Raw genomic sequence first — 15198 nt, forward strand, 5'->3', positions numbered from 1 at the left:
CGAACACTGTGACTACCATCACAACGCATGGGCATCGATCCGGCCGGGCAGGTCGTCGTCATCACGGGCTCCTCCAGCGGCATCGGCGCCGCGGCCGCGCGCCGGCTCGCCGCTCGCGGTGCGACGGTGTGCCTGCTGGCCCGGCGCGAGGCCGAGCTGGAGGCCGTCGCCGCGGCGATCCGGGCCGAGGGCGGCGATGCCCACGCCCATCCGGTCGACCTCACCGACGAGGCGTCCACCCGCTCGGCCGTCGAGCGCATCCTGGCCGACCACGGCCGCATCGACGTCCTCGTCAGCAACGCCGCGCGCTCGATCCGGCGCCCCATCGTGGACTCGCTCGACCGCCTGCACGACCACGAGCGCGTCATGGCGATCAACTACTTCGCCGCCGTGCGCCTCATCCACCTCGTGCTGCCGTCGATGCTCGCCACCGGACGTGGCCACGTCGTGGTCAGCTCGACCCTGTCGACCCAGGTGCCGATCCCCCTGTTCTCGGCCTACCTGGCCAGCAAGAGCGCGCTGGAGTCCTACGTGCGCTCGCTGTCGGCCGAGCTGGGGCACCGCGGCATCACCACGAGCACCGTGCACTTCCCGATGGTGCGCACCGAGATGTCCGGGGGCACCGAGATCTACCGCGCGATGTCGATGATGAGCCCGGACGAGGCCGGCCGGTGGATCGAGCGCGCGGTCGTGTCACGTCCCTCGCGGATCACGAGCGCGTTCGGCGTGGCCGGCGAGACGTCGATGGCCCTGCTGCCCGGCGTCGTGACGCGGGCGACCGCGCCGTTCTTCCGGCGCATGGACCGCAACCTCGCACGTCGTGCCGCCGCCGGCGACGTTCGCGAGTAGCGTGGGTCACAGCGGCCACCACCCCCGGCCGCGCGACACCACCGCAACCGACAGGCCGGCACCACCCCCGCCAGCCCAGGAAGAGGAAGCATGAGCACGCCCAGCAGCTTCGGCACCCACCACGAGCAAGTCGTCTTCTGCCACGACGAGGCCTCCGGACTGCGGGCGATCATCGCCCTCTACTCCACCGCCCTCGGTCCCGGCCTCGGCGGCACCCGGTTCTTCCCGTACGCCAGCGAGGGTGACGCGCTGGCCGACGTGCTCAACCTCAGCCAGGGCATGGCCTACAAGAACGCCCTCGCCGGGCTCGACCTCGGCGGCGGCAAGGCCGTGATCATCGGCGACCCGCGCACCGACAAGTCCGAGGCCCTCCTGCGCGCCTACGGCCGCTTCGTCCAGACCCTCGCGGGCCGGTACTTCACCGCGTGCGACGTGGGCACGTTCTCCACCGACATGGACGTCATCGCCCGCGAGTGCGACTACGTCACCGGACGCACCGTCGAGCACGGCGGCGCCGGCGACTCCAGCGTCCTGACCGCCTTCGGCGTCTACCAGGGCATGCGCGCCTCGGCGCAGTTCGCGTGGGGCGACACGTCCCTGGCCGGCAAGCGCGTCGGCATCGCCGGCGTGGGCAAGGTCGGGCGTCACCTGACCGCCCACCTCGTGCAGGAGGATGCCCAGGTGGTCGTCACCGACATCGACCCGGCCGCCGTCGCTCGCCTGGTCGAGCAGTACCCGGGCCTCGAGGTCGCCGAGTCCACCGAGGCGCTGATCGCCGCCGACCTCGACGTCTACGCGCCGTGCGCGCTGGGCGGAGCGCTCAACGAGTCGTCGGTCGAGGCCCTCACGGCGCGTGTCGTGGCCGGAGCCGCGAACAACCAGCTGGCGCACGACGGCATCGGCAAGCTCGTGACGGACCGCGGGATCGTCTACGCGCCGGACTACTGCGTGAACTCCGGCGGCGTCATCCAGGTCGCCGACGAGCTCGACCCGAGCGGCTTCTCCTTCGACCGCGCGAAGGCGCGGGCCACCGGCATCTTCGACACCACGCTGGCCGTCCTGGAGCGCGCGGCGAGCGAGGGCATCACCACCGCCGAGGCCGCCGACCGCCAGGCCGAGCAGCGCATCCGTGAGATCGGGCGGCTGGCGCAGATCCGGCTGCCCTGACGCCGGCGGGAGGACCGGTGGGCATCCCGATGTACCTGAGATTTAGTTAGATCGCCTAGCCTTCTAGCGTGCCTCCCGTCGACCATCGGTCCTTTCCGCTCGCGCGCCTCGTGGGGCCGCGCCGATCCATCGTCGTGGTGCTGCTGGGGCTGATCGTCTCCGGCCTGATCATGGCGTTCGCCCCGGAGCCCACCTCCGGCAACGAGGCCGGCTCCAACCTGCCCGAGTCGGCCGAGTCCGCGCGCGCCGCGGCACTGCTCGACGAGCTGCCCCAGGCCGACGAGGCACCGGCGATCGTCGTGTTCTCCCGCGAGGGCGGGCTCTCCCCCGAGGACCTCACGGCGCTCGGCGAGCGCTCGCAGGCGATCGGCGCGGAGCTGGACCTCGAGGCGAGCCCGCCCGTGCCGTCGGAGAACGGTGCGGCCGCGATCGTCGCGATCCCGGTGAAGACCGGCCTGAGCAATGACGACAACGCCGAGCTGGTCGAGCAGATCCGTGAGGTCGCCCGCGCCGACCTGCCCGACGGCGTGAAGGCCGAGGTCACCGGCGCCCCGGCGGTCCAGGCCGACCTCGGTGCGGTGTTCGACGGCGCCGACGTGCGCCTCCTCGCCGTCACCGCCGCCGTCGTGGCGGTGCTGCTGATCATCACCTACCGCAGCCCGTGGCTGTGGCTCGTCCCGCTGACCGTCATCGGCATCGGCGACCGCGTCGCCGCCCGCACGCTCGAGGGCATCTCCGGGGCCTTCGGCTTCGAGATCGACGGCTCGATCACCGGCATCACCTCGGTCCTCGTCTTCGGCGCGGGCACGAACTACGCGCTGCTGCTGATCGCGCGCTACCGCGAGGAGCTGCGCCGCCACGACTCGCGCCACGAGGCGATGCAGACCGCCGTGGGCGGGGCCGCCCCCGCGATCCTGTCCAGCTCCGGCACCGTGGTCCTGGCCCTGCTGTCCCTCCTGATCGCCGACTCGCCGTTCGTCAGCGGCATCGGCCTGGCCGGCGCGATCGGCATCGTCATCGCGGTGGCGTTCGCCCTGCTCGTGCTGCCCTCGGCGATGGTCCTGCCGGGCCGCTGGCTGTTCTGGCCGTTCGTGCCGCGCAACGGCGACGAGGACCCGTCCGAGCGCGGCTGGTGGTTCCGCGTCGGCGGCACCGTCACATCGCGCCCCTGGCCCGTCGCCATCGCCTCCCTGGGCGTCCTGACGGCCATGGCCGCCGGTGCCCTCACCCTCACCACCGGCCTCGGCCAGAGCGAGCAGTTCCTCGACACGCCCGAGTCGATCCAGGCGCAGGAGACGCTGCAGGACGGCTTCCCCGCCGGCATCTCGGCGCCCACCGTCGTGGCCACCTCGCCCGATCAGGTCGAGGCCGTCACGGCCGCCGCGAGCGAGGTCTCCGGCGTCGAGAGCGCCCGACCGGCCGGCGCCTCCGACGACGTGGCCGAGGTCCAGGTCGTGCTGTCGGTCGCACCCGAGAGCGATGGGGCCCTCACCGCCATCGAGGACCTGCGCACCGCGGTCCAGGACGTCGATCCCGACGCCCTCGTCGGCGGCCCGGACGCCCAGGCGCTGGACGAGGCACAGACCGCCGCGGACGACCGCGCCACGGTGATCCCCATCGTGCTGGCCATCGTGCTGATCATGCTGCTGGTCCTGCTGCGCTCCGTCGTGGCCGCGGTGATCCTGTGCGCCACCACCGTGCTGTCGTACCTGTCGGCGCTCGGCGTGGGCTGGCTGCTGTTCGACCACGTCCTGGGCTGGTCGGCGATGGACGTCAGCACGCCGCTGCTGGCCTTCATCTTCCTGGTCGCGCTGGGCGTGGACTACAACATTTTCCTCACCGCGCGGGCGCGCGAGGAGATGGCCCTCACCGGCGACGCGACCGGATCGATCGTCAAGGCGCTGGCCGTGACCGGCGGCGTGATCACCAGTGCGGGCGTGCTCCTGGCCGCCGTCTTCACCGTGCTGGGCGTGCTGCCGCTCGTGCTGCTGGCCCAGTTGGGCGTCGTGGTCGGGTTCGGCGTGCTGCTCGACACCGTGCTGGTGCGCGGTGTGGCGACGCCGGCCCTCGTCGCGCTGTGCGGCCGCCGCTTCTGGTGGCCGAGCAAGCTCTCACGCTGAGGGCGGGAACGCCGAGCACCCGTGGGGCACAGAGGTGCCCCACGGGTCGTGAGCTCGATGTCCGATGCAGGCGCTGGAGAGAGCCGACACCAGGGAGAAGTTCGCCCTACCGCTCAACTGGCGGCAGGGTCTCCCAGTTTCTTGGCGAGATCAACGTACTGGTCGGGAATCGGGTCGCCCGACTCTCCATGAAGCTCTCGCTCCAGATCATTGAAGTCCGTGTCCAATGTCCGGTACTTGAGATCGCGAGCGACCTTGGTCTGCTTCGCTTTGGCACGGCCGCGGCCCATGGGCTCGACCCCCTCGCACTCAGTGGTTCAGTATGTCGTGCTCCCAAGAGTACCCAAAGGACCTCGGAACGCATGAACGACCCCCGGTCAGGCGAGCCGCCTGACCGTCGTTGCAACGAATATTCTCAGCCGAGGGTGACCGAACCGCCCGCGCCGTGGGTTCCGGCCGCCGCGACCTCGCCCGCGATCCACGCGTCGACGCCGTGCTGGCCGAGGAGGGCGACCGCCGCGTCGGCCGCGTCGGCCGGGACGATCGCGACCATGCCGACGCCCATGTTCAGGGCCAGGTCGAGGTCGGCCTGCGCGACCTTGCCGAGCTCGCCCACGAGGCCGAAGACGGGGGCCGGGGTCCACGAGGACCGGTCGAGCCGGACCGAGACCGAGTCGGGCAGGACCCGCTCGAGGTTCGCCGCGAGCCCGCCGCCGGTGATGTGCGACATGGCGTGCACCTCGACGGCGTCGGCCAGGGCGAGGCACGGCTTCGTGTAGAGGCGGGTGGGGGTCAGCAGCTCCTCGCCCAGCGTGCGGCCGAACTCCGGCACGTCGCGGTCGAGCTTCCAGCCGGCGATGTCGAAGAAGACGTGGCGCACGAGCGAGTACCCGTTGGAGTGCAGGCCCGAGGAGGCCATCGCCACCACCACGTCGCCCTCGCGCACGAGCTCGGCACCGAGGAGACGGTCGGCCTCGACGACGCCCGTGGTGGATCCGGCGACGTCGTACTCGTCGGGGGCCAGGAGGCCGGGGTGCTCGGCCGTCTCGCCGCCCAGCAGCGCGGTGCCGGTCTCGGCGCATGCCGCGGCGATGCCCTTGACGATGTCGGCGATCCGCTCGGGCACGACCTTGCCGGTGGCGATGTAGTCGGTGAGGAACAGCGGCTCGGCCCCGCACACGACGAGGTCGTCCACGAGCATGCCGACCAGGTCGAACCCGATCGTGTCGTGGCGGTCCATCGCCTGCGCGATGGCGACCTTCGTGCCGACGCCGTCGGCGCTCGTGGCCAGCAGCGGGCGCGTGTAGCTCTTCAGGGCCGAGGCGTCGAACAGGCCGGCGAAGCCGCCGATGCCGCCCACGACCTCGGGACGGGTGGCCTTGGCGACCCACTGCTTCATGAGCTCGACCGCGCGGTCGCCCTCCTCGATGGAGACTCCGGCGGAGGCGTACGAGGTCACTGGATCACCTTCAAGGGCTCGGTCCCGTTGGACGGCAGCTCCAGCAGGTGCTTGCCGATGAGGTCGTCGTCGGGCAGCTCGATCGGGTAGACCCCGTCGAAGCAGGCCCGGCAGAGGTTGTCGGCCGGGACGTTCGTGGCGGCGATGAGGTCGTCGAGCGAGACGTACGACAGACTGTCGGCGCCGATCGAGCGACAGATCTCGTCGACCGTGAGGCCGTTGGCGACCAGCTCGGCCCGCGAGGCGAAGTCGATGCCGTAGAAGCACGGCCACTTCACCGGCGGGCTGGAGATCCGGACGTGGACCTCGGCGGCGCCGAACTCGCGGAGCATCCGCACGAGGGCACGCTGGGTGTTGCCGCGCACGATCGAGTCGTCGACCACCACGAGGCGCTTGCCCGCGATGACGTCGCGCAGCGGATTCAGCTTGAGCCGGATGCCGAGCTGGCGGATCGTCTGCGAGGGCTGGATGAACGTGCGGCCCACGTAGGAGTTCTTCACCAGGCCGTGACCGAACGGGATCCCGCTCTCCTCGGCGTAGCCGATCGCGGCGGGCGTGCCGGACTCGGGCACCGGGATGACGAGGTCGGCCTCGACGGGCGCGGTGTTGGCCAGGCGGCGACCGATGCGCTCGCGCACGCTGAAGACACGCTGGTCGTTGATCGTGGTGTCGGGGCGCGCGAGGTAGACGTACTCGAAGATGCAGCCCTTCGGCGCGGCGTCGGCGAACCGGCTGCTGCGCAGGCCGTTCTCGTCGATCGCGACGAACTCGCCCGGCTCGATCTCGCGGATGTAGGAGGCGCCGACGATGTCGAGCGCGGCGGTCTCGCTCGCGATGACCCAGCCGCGCTCGAGGCGGCCGAGCACGAGCGGGCGGATGCCCTGGGGGTCGCGCGCGCCGTAGAGAGTGGTCTCGTCCATGAACACGAGGGAGAACGCGCCGCGCAGCTGGGGCAGGACCTCCAGCGCCGCGTCCTCGACCGAGCGGTCGCGGTAGGACGCCAGCAGCGAGGCCATCACCGAGGTGTCGGTGGTGGCGGTCTCGGCCGACACCGACTTGGCGTCGCCCTCCGTCCGCTCGCGGAGCAGCTGCACGAGCTCGTGCGTGTTGGTCAGGTTGCCGTTGTGCCCCAGCGCGACCGAGCCCTGGGCCGTGGGCCGGAACGTGGGCTGGGCGTTCTGCCACACGCTCGCACCGGTCGTGGAGTAGCGCGCGTGACCGATGGCGATCTGGCCCTGGAGCGACTCGAGGGTGGCCTCGTCGAAGACCTGGGACACCAGGCCCATGTCCTTGTAGACGAGGATCTGGCGGCCGTTGCTCACGGCGATGCCGGCCGACTCCTGCCCTCGGTGCTGCAGGGCGTAGAGGCCGAAGTAGGTGAGCTTGGCGACTTCCTCGCCAGGGGCCCAGACACCGAACACGCCACAGGCGTCCTGGGGTCCGGCGTCACTGGGATCGAGCTCGTGGGTCAGGAGACCATCTCCGCGGGGCACACCGGCAGTCTACCGGCCGTTCCCGCCTTCCCCGACCAGTACCGCCCGGAGCGGACGCGCGCACTAACAGTCAAGGTTGACTGGAAGTCTTCCGTCGAGGCACTCGGAGCATTACGGTGTGAGGCACATCACAGCCAAGGCCTCAGAGGGAGACCCCATGTCCGATGCGACGTTCATCGCCGATCACGCCCGAGCCGCCGCGCAGGCCGCGCCCGACCAGACGGGCTGGATCTACGAGGGCCGCGAGTGGACCTGGGCGCAGGTCTGGGACTCGATCCGGCGGACCGCCGGCGCTCTCTCGGCGGAGGGCATCGGTCGCGGCGACCACGTCGCCGTCGTGGACAAGAACAACCCGGCGATCCTGCAGCTCGTGCTCGGCGCCAGCCTGATCGGCGCCTCCACGGCCATCGTGAACTGGCGCCTGGCCGGCGACGAGCTGGACTACACGATCAACGACGCCGGCGCGAAGGTGCTCTTCGTCGGTCACGAGCTGCTGGACCAGGTCGACGTCATCCGTGACCGGCTCACCACCGTGGAGAAGATCGTCGTCATGGGCGGCGACGCCGACGAGTTCGAGGCGTGGCAGGCCGCCGGCGAGCCCCTCGAGCAGGCGGACGACTCGTCCGTCGACGACACCGTCGTCCTCATGTACAGCTCGGGCACCACGGGCCGCCCCAAGGGCGTGATGCTCACCCAGCGCAACCTGGTGGCGCACACCGAGAACGCGGACACCGGCATCGCCTACGGCGAGGACGCCAAGATGCTCGTCGCGATGCCGATGTTCCACGTCGGCGGCACGTCCTACGCGATGTTCGGCCTCAAGAACCGGGTGCCGGGCCACATCATCCGCGACGTCGAGCCCGGCGCGCTGGCCGGCGCGATGATGTCGGGCGTCACGCACGCCTTCCTCGTGCCGGCGGTGGTGGCGATGCTGCTGCAGGCCGGGCCCGACGCGATGAAGCTGTTCAGCGGGCTGCGCGGGTTCTCCTACGGCGCCGCGCCGATGCCGCTGACGATCCTGCGCGGCGCGCAGGAGCACTGGCCCGACACGGCGTTCTACCAGGTCTACGGCCTCACCGAGTTCTGCGGCGTCGTCACGATGCTGCACGACGACGAGCACCGCGACCTGGAGCACCCCGAGCGGCTGCTCTCGGCCGGCAAGCCGATCCCGGGCGTCGAGGCCCGCGTGGTCGACCCCGCCACCCTGCAGGACGTGGCGACCGGCGAGGCCGGCGAGCTGTGGTTCCGCACGGAGCAGGCGACCGCCGGCTACCACGGACGTCCCGAGGCGACCGCCGAGCTGTACGCCGAGGACGGCTGGGTGCGCACCGGCGACATCGGCCGGATCGACGCCGACGGCTACGTGTACGTCGAGGACCGCATCAAGGACATGATCATCACCGGCGGCGAGAACGTGTACTCCCCCGAGGTCGAGCGGGTCCTGTCCGAGCACCCCGACCTGCTCGAGGTCGCGATCATCGGCGTGCCGGACGCGACGTGGGGCGAGTCCGTGAAGGCCGTCGTGGCGCTGCGTCCCGGGGCCGAGGCGACCGAGGCCGAGATCATCGCGTGGGCGCGCGAGAACCTCGCCCACTACAAGGTGCCGCGGAGCATCGACATCGTCGAGCTGCTGCCGCGCAACCCCTCGGGCAAGATCCTCAAGCGCGACCTGCGCAAGCCCTACTGGACCGACGCGGCGCGCCAGGTCTGAGTCAGGAGACCGACTCGATCACGACGTCGGTCTTGGGGGCGACTCCGTCCGGGCCGTTGCCCTCCTCGGCGATCGCCCGGGCGGCCTCGAGCCCGGCCTCGTCGACCGTGCCGAACACGGTGTAGGCCGCCGGGAGCTCGGCGTCGTCGAGCACGATGAAGAACTGCGAGCCGTTGGTGTCCGGGCCGCTGTTGGCCATCGCGAGCGTGCCGGCCGGGTACGTCTCGTCGCCGCTGAGCTCGTCCTCGAAGCTGTAGCCCGGCCCGCCGCTGCCGGTGGCCGACGGGTCGCCGCACTGCAGCACGAAGCCGGGGACGAGGCGGTGGCACTTCGTGCCGTCGAAGTAGCCCTGCTCGGCCAGCGACGCGAACGAGTTCACGGTGCAGGGTGCGGCCTCGGCGTCGAGGGTGAGCGCGAAGTCGCCCCGGTTCGTCTTCATCGTGAGCGTCTCGGGCGCGAGCAGGTCCGACGGCGGCAGCTCGGCGTCCTTGGCGGCCGCGCCCTCCTGCGCGTACGTGCACTCGCCCGACGAGGAGGCGGAGTCGTCGTCCCCTCCGCCGCAGGCAGCGAGGATCGGGAGGACGAGGGCCGACAGGAGCAGGAGTCGCACGCGCATGGGGAAGACCCTAGCGAGCGTCGTCCTCCACCAGCGGCAGCAGTGGCGTGAGGTCGGAGCGCTCGCCGCTCGCGCGGACCCGCGCATCGGCCCAGGCGAGTCGGCCACGCGCGAGCGCGATCCAGGTCTCGGGGTCGGTCTCGACCACGGCCGGCGGCGTGCCCCGCGTGTGGCTGGCCCCCTCGATGCACTGGATCGCGGCGAAGGGCGGGATGCGGACCTCGACGCTGTGCCCCGGCGCCCGACGCTGCAGCAGCGCCAGCAGGTGCTTCGTGGCGGCCTTCAGGTCGGCCCGGTCGGCCGTGCCCGTGTCGATCCGCGCACAGATCGCGGTGAACTCGGCGGGGTCGAGCGGGGTGAGGGAGCGCGCCACGCGGCCACCCTAACCGAGCGGCCTCAGCTCAGCCGCAACGCCGAGTGGCGGGGCCGCGGAGCGGAGAGTCGGCCGGCCATGTACTCCTCGGTGGAGACGCCGGTGACGTCGGCGGGGTCGCGGCCCTCCTCGGCGAAGACGCGGCGGGCGATGTCGGCCCACGACTCGACGGGACCGCGGCCGGTGACGTGGTGGATGCCGTACGGCGCCTCGGAGCGGAGCAGGTCGAGGATCCCCTCGGCCAGCACCGACGCCGGCGTGAGCCGGCCGAACTGGTCGTCGACGACCGACGGCGAGACGCCGTCGCGGGCGAGGCGGCGCATCGTGTCGACGAAGTTCGCGCCCTCCCCCACGACCCAGCTGGTGCGGACCAGGTAGCCCTTCGGCACGACCGACGTCACGGCCTCGGTGGCCGCCTTCGTCTGGCCGTAGACGCCCAGCGGCGAGACCGGCTCGTCGACCTCGTGCTCCTCCTTCGTGCCGTCGAACACGTAGTCGCTCGAGACGTTGACGAAGGTCAGGCCGTGGGCGATCGCGATCCGGGCCATGGCGGCGACGCCGGTGACGTTGATCGCCCAGCACAGCGTGCGGCCCTCGGGGGTCTCGGCGCCGTCGACGTTCGTGTAGGCCGCGGCGTTGATGAGCGTCCCGACGCCGTTCCAGTCGATCGAGTCGAGAGTCTGCGGCTTGGAGAGGTCGACCTCGGGGAAGTCGTGGTACTCGGCGTCGGGGAGGAGCTGCTGCAACGCCTTGCCCAGCTGGCCGCCGGCGCCGATGACCACGGTGCGGCGCGGCGCGAGCGGCGTGACCTCGGCCAGGAGCGGGTGGTTGCGGTCCTTCTCGGACATCTCGGCCACGGGCAGCGGCCACGGGACGGCCACCTCCGGGTCGAGCAGGTTGACGTTGGCGTAGACCGCGTCGGCGCGCCAGTGGTCGTTGACGAGGTAGCTGTAGGCGGTGCCGTCCTCGAGGACCTGAAAGGAGTTCGCGACCCCGCGCGGCACGAAGACCGCGGTCTGCGGGTTCAGCTCGACCCAGAACGTCGAGCCGAACGACTCGCCCTCGCGCAGGTCGACCCAGGCGCCGAAGGCCCGGCCCGACGCGACCGAGACGTACTTGTCCCACGGCTCGGCGTGGATGCCGCGGATCGTGCCGGCGACGCCGTTGAACGAGATGTTCTGCTGGACGGGCCCGAAGTCGGGCAGCCCGGCGGCGACCATCTTCTCGCGCTGCCAGTTCTCCTTGAACCAGCCGCGGTTGTCACCGTGGACGTCCAAATGGACGACGAGCAGGCCCGGGACGGGAGTGGTCTCGATCTTCATCGGCTCCCTCACTGACCCGTCGCTGCGTACTTGGCCTCGGTGGCAGCCTTCGCCGGGCGCCACCACTGCTCGTTCTCGCGGTACCAGCGCACCGTGTCCTCGAGGCCCGACGCGAAGTCCGAGAACTGCGGCGTCCAGCCCAGCTCGGTGCGCAGCTTGGTGGAGTCGATCGCGTAGCGCAGGTCGTGTCCCGCGCGGTCGGCCACGTGGTCGAAGTCGTCGGGCTCGCGGCCGAAGAGCTGCAGCAGCGCCTCGACGACCTCACGGTTGGACTTCTCGCCGTCGGCGCCGATGAGGTAGGTCTCGCCCATCGCGCCCGACTCCAGGATCGTGAGCACGGCCGAGTTGTGGTCGTCGACGTGGATCCAGTCGCGCACGTTCAGCCCCTCGCCGTACAGGCGCGGACGGACGCCGTCGATCAGCCCGGTGATCTGGCGCGGGATGAACTTCTCGATGTGCTGCCACGGCCCGTAGTTGTTCGAGCAGTTGGAGATCGTCGCGCGGACGCCGAAGGAGCGCACCCAGGCCCGCACGAGCAGGTCGGAGCCGGCCTTCGTCGAGGAGTAGGGGCTCGACGGGTTGTAGGGCGTCGACTCGGTGAACCGCTCGGGATCGTCGAGCTCCAGGTCGCCGTAGACCTCGTCGGTGGAGATGTGGTGGTACCGCACGTCGTGCTTGCGGGCGGCCTCCAGCAGGGCGAAGGTTCCGATGATGTTGGTGTCCAGGAACGGACGCGGTCCGACCAGCGAGTTGTCGTTGTGCGACTCGGCGGCGAAGTGCACGACCGCGTCGTGCTGCCCCACCAGCGAGTCGACCAGCTCGGAGTCGGCGACGTCGCCCACGACAAGCGACACCCGGTCCTTGGGCAGCCCCGCCAGTGACTCACGGCTGCCCGCGTAGGTGAGCTTGTCCAGGACGGTCACGTGATCGTCCGTCCGGTCGATGACCTGACGGACGAAGTTGGACCCGATGAACCCGGCACCGCCGGTGACCAGCAATCGACGCATGCGCACGAGCGTACCGGCCGACGGATGCCGTCCCTCGCGGCGATCACCTAGGGTACGAACCATGCGCGGCATCATCCTGGCCGGGGGAACCGGCTCGCGACTGCACCCGATCACCCTCGGCGTCAGCAAGCAGCTCGTCCCCGTCTACGACAAGCCGATGATCTACTACCCGCTGTCGACGCTGATGGCGACGGGGATCCGCGACATCCTCATCATCACGACACCGCACGACGCGGAGGCGTTCGAGCGCCTGCTCGGCGACGGGTCGCGGTTCGGCGTGAACCTGACCTACGCACAGCAGCCCTCCCCCGACGGGCTCGCGCAGGCGTTCATCATCGGCGCCGACCACGTGGGCGACGAGGGCGCCGCGCTCGTCCTGGGCGACAACATCTTCTACGGGGCCGGGCTGGGCACGAGCCTGCACCGCTTCGACCACACCGTGGGCGCCGCGGTCTTCGGCTACCAGGTGGCGAACCCGCGTGCCTACGGCGTCGTCGAGTTCGACGAGAGCGGCCGGGCGATCTCGATGGAGGAGAAGCCGGAGCACCCGCGGAGCAACTTCGCGGTCCCCGGCCTGTACTTCTACGACAACTCGGTGGTCGAGCGGGCCCGCGACCTGAAGCCCTCGCACCGGGGCGAGCTGGAGATCACCGACCTGAACCGCACCTACCTCGAGGAGGGCACCCTCCAGGTCGAGGTCCTCCCGCGCGGCACCGCCTGGCTCGACACCGGCACCTTCGACGACCTGGCCGACGCGGGAGCGTTCGTGCGCACGATCGAGAAGCGGCAGGGCCTCAAGGTCTCGTGCCCCGAGGAGATCGCCTGGCGCCAGGGCTGGCTGACCGACGACCAGCTGGCCGAGCTGGCCCGGCCGCTGGTCAAGAGCGGCTACGGCAGCTACCTGCTGGGGCTGCTCGGCGCCTGAGGGCCGAGCCACGCGTCCACCACACGGGCCGTGACTTCGCCGTCGTCCAGCGGGGCGAACCGCTCGCGGAACGCGCGCGCCTGCTCCGACGTCCCACCGGCAGCGGCGAGCGCCTCGACGACCTCCTCGGTGGAGGTCACGATGGGGCCGGGCGGCGCCTGCTGCAGGTCGAAGTAGAAGCCGCGGTCGTCGCGGTACTGGTCGACATCGGGCACCAGGAGCACCTGCGGGCGCTCGGTGACCGCGAAGTCGAACATCACCGAGGAGTAGTCGGTCACGAGCACGTCGGCGACCGCCAGGAGCGCGGTGATGTCGGGGTGGGCCGTGACGTCGAGGACGCCGGGGCTGTTGATCCGGCCGCGACCCGCCGCGGCGTTGCTGTGGCTGCGCAGCAGGACGGTGGCGCCGGTCTGCTCGTGCACGGCCGCTGCGTCGAGGTGGGAGACGAACGCCCGGCGGCCCTGCTCGGTGCGAGCGGCGTCGCGCCACGTGGGCGCGTAGAGGACCACGCGCTCGTCGCCGAGCCCGAGTCCCGCACGGGTGGCGTTCCTCAGCGTCCGGCCCGCGTCGCCGGCGAGCGCGTCGTTGCGCGGGTAGCCCTCGACAAGGACCCGGCCCGCGAAGCCCAGCGCGCGCGGCAGCGTCTCGGCCGCGAACGCGTTCTGCGCCAGCAGCGCCTCCCAGGCGGCGGCCTCGCGAGCCATCGCGGCGGTGTAGCCGGCCGAGAGCCGGGGTGAGGCGATGTCGCGGCCGATGCGCTTGAGCGGGGTGCCGTGCCAGGTCTGCAGGTAGCGCTGGCCGTCACGAAAGCGCACGTAGTGCGGGAACTCGGCGTTGTTGACCAGGTACCGCGCGTGCGTGAACGCCTCGTGCCACTCGCGCGAGTGCAGCAGCACGGGCCGGGTGCCGTCGGGAACGGTCACGGAGTGGTCGGCGACGACCCAGTCGACCGGGATCCCCCGACGGACGAGCTCGCGCGCCACGGGGGCGACGCTGTCGCCGGCGCCCGCGCCGCCGAAGCACATCACGACGGCTCGCTCGCGCAGCGGACCCGCCTGCTCACGCACCGCGTCGAGCAGGAGTCGCTGGCGGCGGCGGCCGCGGTCGTGCACCGGGATCGGGTTACGGACCACGAGCGACACGGCGGCCTCTCCCGGCGACCAGGCCCGCGGCGTGACGAGCAGGTCGACCAGGTCGATCGCGCGCTCGGCCAGGGGCAGCTCGAGCACCGACGGGTCGGCGAGGTCGAGGGGATCGTCGGCGGTGACGGCGAAGCGCCCCGCCGGGATCGTGGCGGCGACGCCGAACCGGTCGATCCGGGCCTCGAGCGAGAGCGGTGACGGCCCGGCGCCCCAGCCCTCGGAGGTCGCGGCCACCCGCAGCGTGTGGTCGCCGGCGTCGAGCAGCGCGCCCGACCCGGTGGCACTGACGACCACGGGCACCGCCCCGGTCAGCGCGGGCACGACGATCTCGGCGGTGCGCGTCACCCCGGCCGAGTCGATGGTGACCGTCAGGGTGATCGGCTCGCTGCGGTCGGCATCGATCGTGGCCCACCAGGACGCGCCGGTCTGGTCGGCCCAGCGCTCCCCCGACTCGGCGTCGGCGACGGGATCGGGTCGCATCGTCACGGCCGTCTCGAGGGCGCCACGGCTCGTGGCGGCCTCGACGCGGACCGAGTCGGCCTCGGGGTCGAAGGCCAGCCCGGAGACGAACGAGGTCCCGGCCACATGCACCGGTTCGGATCCGGCGACCTCGACGCTCAGACGCGCGACGAGGTCGTGACTCTGCGCCGCGAGGAGCCAGTCGGGCACCGCGACCGGGTCTCCGAGGTCGATCTGCTGGGTGCCGCGATCGACGAGGAACGAGGGGCCGTGGACGGTGCGCGACTCGGCCAGGCGCTCGACCGTGGCGCGGTCGGCTTCGGAGGCGGCGTACAGCGCCACCCGGTCGCGTACGGGCAGGTCGAGCCAGTCGGCGTGGGTCCACGCCCTGGCACCTGCCGCCGCCTCGTTCACGAGGGCACGCCACTGCTGGTCGTCCAGGCGGAACGCGGTGCGCACGCGCTTGGCCAGCGCGGGCGGCGACGGCGCGTCGCCGTGGCCGCGCAGCCGCTGCACGATCCTGCGCACGAGGTCCATCCGCTCAACCTACCGATC

General features: G+C 71.6%; 13 protein-coding genes. 5 read left to right on the forward strand and 8 right to left on the reverse strand.

Features of this window, described 5'->3' with window-relative positions; translation table 11 throughout:
• The first annotated feature begins 27 nt into the window (after positions 1–27).
• From B2363_RS11150 to B2363_RS11160, 3 genes are all read left to right on the forward strand, one after another.
• Positions 28–849, forward strand: a complete 822-nt coding sequence (locus B2363_RS11150; RefSeq protein WP_286930211.1) for an SDR family NAD(P)-dependent oxidoreductase — start codon at positions 28–30, stop codon at positions 847–849.
• Between the two features lie 90 nt (positions 850–939).
• Positions 940–2016 (forward strand): Glu/Leu/Phe/Val dehydrogenase dimerization domain-containing protein, encoded by a 1077-nt coding sequence (locus B2363_RS11155; protein ID WP_286930213.1) that lies wholly within the window; start codon positions 940–942, stop codon positions 2014–2016.
• Positions 2017–2084: 68 nt separating this feature from the next.
• Complete coding sequence (locus B2363_RS11160; RefSeq protein ID WP_286930215.1) at positions 2085–4136, forward strand: MMPL family transporter; 2052 nt, start codon at positions 2085–2087, stop codon at positions 4134–4136.
• 113 nt (positions 4137–4249) lie between these two features.
• Here the strand turns inward: B2363_RS11160 and B2363_RS11165 are convergent, their stop codons facing one another.
• From B2363_RS11165 to purF, 3 genes are all read right to left on the reverse strand, one after another.
• Positions 4250–4426 carry a DUF3073 domain-containing protein gene (locus B2363_RS11165; protein WP_078699958.1) on the reverse strand — a complete coding sequence of 59 codons (177 nt, stop codon included), beginning with the start codon at positions 4424–4426 and terminating at the stop codon, positions 4250–4252.
• 125 nt (positions 4427–4551) lie between these two features.
• Positions 4552–5595: a phosphoribosylformylglycinamidine cyclo-ligase gene (gene purM / locus B2363_RS11170; RefSeq protein ID WP_286930218.1), complete on the reverse strand. Its 1044-nt coding sequence runs from the start codon at positions 5593–5595 to the stop codon at positions 4552–4554.
• Positions 5592–7088 carry an amidophosphoribosyltransferase gene (purF, locus tag B2363_RS11175; RefSeq protein WP_286930220.1) on the reverse strand — a complete coding sequence of 499 codons (1497 nt, stop codon included), beginning with the start codon at positions 7086–7088 and terminating at the stop codon, positions 5592–5594. Before purF ends, purM begins: the two co-directional genes overlap by 4 nt.
• A gap of 157 nt (positions 7089–7245) precedes the next feature.
• On the opposite strand from purF, the gene B2363_RS11180 reads away from it, so the two are divergent.
• Complete coding sequence (locus tag B2363_RS11180; RefSeq protein ID WP_286930221.1) at positions 7246–8799, forward strand: long-chain-fatty-acid--CoA ligase; 1554 nt, start codon at positions 7246–7248, stop codon at positions 8797–8799.
• A gap of 1 nt (position 8800) precedes the next feature.
• Here the strand turns inward: B2363_RS11180 and B2363_RS11185 are convergent, their stop codons facing one another.
• Genes B2363_RS11185 through rfbB form a run of 4 tightly spaced genes read right to left on the reverse strand, consistent with a single transcriptional unit; the run spans position 8801 to position 12117 of the window.
• A complete protein-coding gene (locus tag B2363_RS11185) occupies positions 8801–9415 on the reverse strand; it encodes a peptidylprolyl isomerase (protein ID WP_286930222.1) in 615 nt (204 codons plus the stop codon).
• A 10-nt stretch (positions 9416–9425) separates the two neighbouring features.
• A complete protein-coding gene (locus tag B2363_RS11190; RefSeq protein ID WP_286930224.1) occupies positions 9426–9788 on the reverse strand; it encodes a sterol carrier family protein in 363 nt (120 codons plus the stop codon).
• 23 nt (positions 9789–9811) lie between these two features.
• Positions 9812–11110, reverse strand: a complete 1299-nt coding sequence (locus B2363_RS11195; RefSeq protein WP_286930225.1) for a bifunctional dTDP-4-dehydrorhamnose 3,5-epimerase family protein/NAD(P)-dependent oxidoreductase — start codon at positions 11108–11110, stop codon at positions 9812–9814.
• Between the two features lie 8 nt (positions 11111–11118).
• Positions 11119–12117 (reverse strand): dTDP-glucose 4,6-dehydratase, encoded by a 999-nt coding sequence (gene rfbB, locus B2363_RS11200; RefSeq protein WP_286930227.1) that lies wholly within the window; start codon positions 12115–12117, stop codon positions 11119–11121.
• A gap of 61 nt (positions 12118–12178) precedes the next feature.
• On the opposite strand from rfbB, the gene rfbA reads away from it, so the two are divergent.
• Positions 12179–13042 carry a glucose-1-phosphate thymidylyltransferase RfbA gene (gene rfbA, locus B2363_RS11205; protein ID WP_286930229.1) on the forward strand — a complete coding sequence of 288 codons (864 nt, stop codon included), beginning with the start codon at positions 12179–12181 and terminating at the stop codon, positions 13040–13042.
• Here rfbA and B2363_RS11210 read toward each other — a convergent pair.
• Positions 13015–15180, reverse strand: coding sequence for a CDP-glycerol glycerophosphotransferase family protein (locus B2363_RS11210; protein WP_286930230.1), 2166 nt, complete (start codon positions 15178–15180; stop codon positions 13015–13017). The genes rfbA and B2363_RS11210 overlap by 28 nt on opposite strands.
• Positions 15181–15198: the final 18 nt, after the last annotated feature.

Source organism: Aeromicrobium sp. UBA7512 (assembly GCF_002476985.1).
GTDB classification, from domain to species: domain Bacteria; phylum Actinomycetota; class Actinomycetes; order Propionibacteriales; family Nocardioidaceae; genus Aeromicrobium; species Aeromicrobium phoceense.